Raw genomic sequence first — 4,195 nt, 5'->3', positions numbered from 1 at the left:
CGGGTTTTAAAGAAATAAACTCGTTCACGCTCGTTTTCAGACGACCTTGTTTGTTCAATCAACGCGTGCTTAGGATAACTCAAGTAGCGTAGGCTTTGCCTACGAAATTTGCCGTTTAACTATTCAAATCAGAAAACAATCACATTTGCTCCCATCTCGTGGGCAAAGCCCACGCTACGGATTGCTGTAACGGCAACCTGTCCCTTCCCCCGTCCGGCGGGGGAAGGTTAGGATGGGGGTGGCTTTGTAGGTTTAGGTAAAATCAAATTCGTTTGACCCGTAGAACCACCCTCTCTCGCCAGACGAAAGAGGTTGAAGACCGCAGATAAAAACAAGGTCGTCTGAAAATCTGAATCCCAGTTTTCAGACGACCTCTTTATTTTCAAACCCGACTTACTTAACGCGCCCTGCTTTCAACACGCGTTGGGCGAAGAACACCATGCCTGTGATGAAAAACGCCAGTCCCAGCCAGGATGCGGTGGTTTCCCAGTTTTCCAGACCCAGCGCGAGCGGGGCGTCGGAGCCGCCGTTGGTCACGGAGAAGGCGATGATGAATGCCATCACCACGCCGACCAGGCTTTCGCCGACAATCAAACCGGCGGAGAACAAGGTTCCGATGCGTTCGGCGTTTTTCAGACGACCTTCACGGTTTTCCGCTTGCTTGCCGATGATGTGTTTCAACACCGCTGCCAACACTGCGCCGACCACGATGGGCATATTGACGGACGGGGGCAGGTAGATGCCCATGCCGACCGCGAGGACAGGCAGTGCACGTTTGCCGCCGGACGATTTTTTCAACACCAAATCGACGACGATCAACACCGCGCCGATCGCGATGCCGGTGAAGATGTACGCCCATTCAAGGTTGTGGGCGAAAATACCCGACGCGATGGTCGTCATCAAAGTCGCTTGCGGAGCCGCCAAAGCCTGTGCCGCGTCCATGCCTTCGCGCGGCATGGCGCCGGTAAAACCGTAAGCTTCGTAGAGCAGTTCCAACACGGGCGAGATGACGAATGCGCCGACGATACAGCCGATAATCAACGCAATCTGTTGTCTCCAAGGCGTTGCTTTGAGCAGGTAGCCGGTTTTCAAGTCTTGCAGGTTGTCGTTGGAAATCGAAGCCACGCAAATCACCGCCGAGCCGCAGAACAATGTCAGTGCCAACAAGAATTTGCGGTTGGCTTCATCCGCCATCAAGCCGCCGGATTCGCCCACGACCAACAACACCAGCGAAATGATGACGATGGAAACGATGCCCACACCGGAAATCGGGCTGGAAGACGAGCCGACCAAACCTGCCATATAACCACAGGCGGCAGCGACCAAGAAGCCGATGATGGAAGCTAAAAGCGTACAAACGACCACCAAAAGCCAAGCCATGCCGCCAGTAATATGCGAATCGCCGATAAAGTGATAAAACGATACGCCCAAAATCAGCATCATGGACAATACCCAGAAAATCATGGTCTTAGGCGACAAATCCTGTTTTGTACGTTCCGCAGCGGGCGCACCGCCGCCGAAACTCTTGAACGACATTTTCAGGCCTTCCACCATCGGCTTGAGCAGCATCAAAAGCGTCCAAACCGCCGCGATACCGATGGTACCCGCACCGATAAAGCGTACTTTTTCCTTCCACAGCTTCATCGCAAACGCCGCCATTTCCATATCAGCAGGCTGCGGAATGTGCGATGAAAAATACGGCACGGCAATACCCCAAGCAATCGAAATGCCCAACAGGATGGCGATACCGCCCGTCAGTCCGACCAGATAGCCCGCGCCCAACAATGCCAGCGAAAAACCCATCGGCAGTTGGAAAATCGCCGTGCCGCTTTTGAACCAATAACTCGCGCTGTCGGCAATCACGCGCAAACCGTTGGAACAAAAGCTCATAAAGCCCGCCAACGCGCCTCCGGCCGCCAGCTCTTTAATGCCGCTGCCGCCCTGACGGCCTTCCTCCTCGTGGCTGCCGACTTTCAAAATCTCCGCCGCCGCCACGCCTTCGGGATAAGGCAACTCGCTTTTCACCACCATCGCGTAACGCAGCGGAATGGTGAAAATCACCCCCAAAATCCCGCCGGCAATACATAAAAGCGTCGTCTGCCAAAACGGGAAACCGCTCCAGTAGCCCGCCATCAGCAAACCGGGCAGGACGAAGATGATGGTCGAAAGTGTACCCGCCGCCGAAGCCTGCGTCTGCACCATATTGTTTTCCAAAATATTGCTGCCTTTGAAAAACTTCAAAACCGCCATCGAAATCACCGCAGCCGGAATCGACGAAGCAAAGGTCAGACCGACCTTCAAACCGAGGTAAACGTTCGATGCGGTAAAGATCACGGTAATCAGCGCACCGAGTATCATGCCCCGAAGCGTCAGCTCGCGGTAGTCCGCATAAGGATCGTGAGTGGATTGTTTCATCGTAGATAGCCTTTCGGTTGATAAAAAACACGACGGCAGGCTCGAACCGGCTGCCGAATCTGCCTTTATGGTGTTGCGACAGCAAGGAAATGTCAAGTTAGACAAAGAATATGCAAAGAAAACGGAAAGGCAAAAGGTCGTCTGAAACCTTAAATCCCCCTTTTCAGACGACCTTTCCCCCGTCTCGTCCGCACAATTTACGGTATAATTCCCATCTTTATCCATTGTTTTCCCAAGCATAAACCATGACACGCAAAATCCTCGTTACCTCCGCCCTGCCCTATGCCAACGGCAGCATCCACCTCGGCCACATGGTCGAACACATCCAAACCGACGTTTGGGTGCGCTTTCAAAAACTGCGCGGCCACGAGTGCCACTACTGCTGCGCCGACGACACCCACGGCACGCCCGTGATGCTTGCCGCGCAAAAACAAGGCATCGCGCCCGAAGACATGATTGCCAAAGTGCGCGAAGAACACCTCGCCGACTTCACCGGCTTTCTCATCGGCTACGACAATTATTACAGCACCCATTCCCCTGAAAACAAACAGTTTTCCCAAGACATTTACCGCGCGCTGAAAGCCAACGGCAAAATCGAAAGCCGCGTTATCGAGCAGCTTTTCGACCCCGAAAAACAAATGTTCCTGCCCGACCGCTTCGTCAAAGGCGAATGCCCCAAATGCCACGCCCAAGACCAATACGGCGACAACTGCGAAGTCTGCGGCACGACCTATTCCCCGACCGAACTGATTAACCCGTATTCCGCCGTTTCCGGTGCCAAACCCGAATTGCGCGAATCTGAACACTTCTTCTTCAAACTGGGCGAATGTGCCGACTTCCTCAAAGCATGGACTTCCGGCAATAATCCGCACGACGGCAAGCCCCATCTGCAACCCGAAGCCCTCAACAAAATGAAAGAATGGCTGGGCGAAGGCGAAGAAACCACCCTGTCCGACTGGGACATCTCCCGCGACGCGCCGTATTTCGGTTTCGAAATCCCCGACGCGCCGGGCAAATACTTCTACGTTTGGCTGGACGCGCCCGTCGGCTACATGGCGTCGTTTAAAAACCTGTGCGACCGCATCGGCATCGATTTTGACGAATACTTCAAAGCCGACAGCCAAACCGAGATGTACCACTTCATCGGCAAAGACATCCTCTATTTCCACGCCCTGTTCTGGCCCGCCATGCTGCATTTCTCCGGCCACCGCGCCCCGACCGGCGTGTATGCACACGGCTTTTTGACCGTGGACGGACAAAAAATGTCCAAATCGCGCGGCACGTTTATCACCGCCAAATCCTATCTGGAACAAGGTCTGAACCCCGAGTGGATGCGCTACTACATCGCCGCCAAACTCAACAGCAAAATCGAAGACATCGATTTGAACCTGCAAGACTTTATCAGCCGCGTAAACAGCGACCTCGTCGGCAAATACGTCAACATCGCCGCCCGCGCGTCAGGTTTCATCGCCAAACGCTTTGAAGGTCGTCTGAAAGACGTTTCAGGCAGCGCATTGCTGACAAAACTCGCCGCCGAAAGCGACACCATCGCCGAGCAATACGAAAACCGCGAATACGCCCGCGCCCTGCGCGACATCATGGCATTGGCAGACACCGTGAACGAATACGTCGATGCCAACAAACCGTGGGAACTCGCCAAACAAGAAGGTCAAGACGAACGCCTGCACGAAGTATGCAGCGAACTCATCAACGCCTTCACCATGCTGACCGCCTACCTCGCCCCCGTATTGCCGCAAACCGCCGCCAACGCCGCGCGTTT

Annotated in this window: 2 protein-coding genes; one reads left to right on the top strand and one right to left on the bottom strand. The window is 54.3% G+C overall.

Annotated features, from left to right (window positions below):
- Positions 1–393: 393 nt before the first annotated feature.
- The gene (locus tag NSCA4_RS0110715) at positions 394–2,415 is read right to left on the bottom strand and encodes an OPT family oligopeptide transporter (protein WP_016688121.1); all 2,022 of its coding nucleotides are present in this window, start codon (positions 2,413–2,415) and stop codon (positions 394–396) included.
- Between the two features lie 245 nt (positions 2,416–2,660).
- Here NSCA4_RS0110715 and metG point away from each other — a divergent pair.
- The coding region (gene metG, locus NSCA4_RS0110705) for a methionine--tRNA ligase (RefSeq protein WP_016688119.1) at positions 2,661–4,195 on the top strand (1,535 nt) is incomplete at its 3' end.

Origin of the sequence: Neisseria sicca 4320 (assembly GCF_000193735.1) — a bacterium.
GTDB classification, from domain to species: Bacteria; Pseudomonadota; Gammaproteobacteria; order Burkholderiales; family Neisseriaceae; genus Neisseria; species Neisseria sicca_E.
This window is presented reverse-complemented; position numbering and strand designations above follow the sequence as displayed.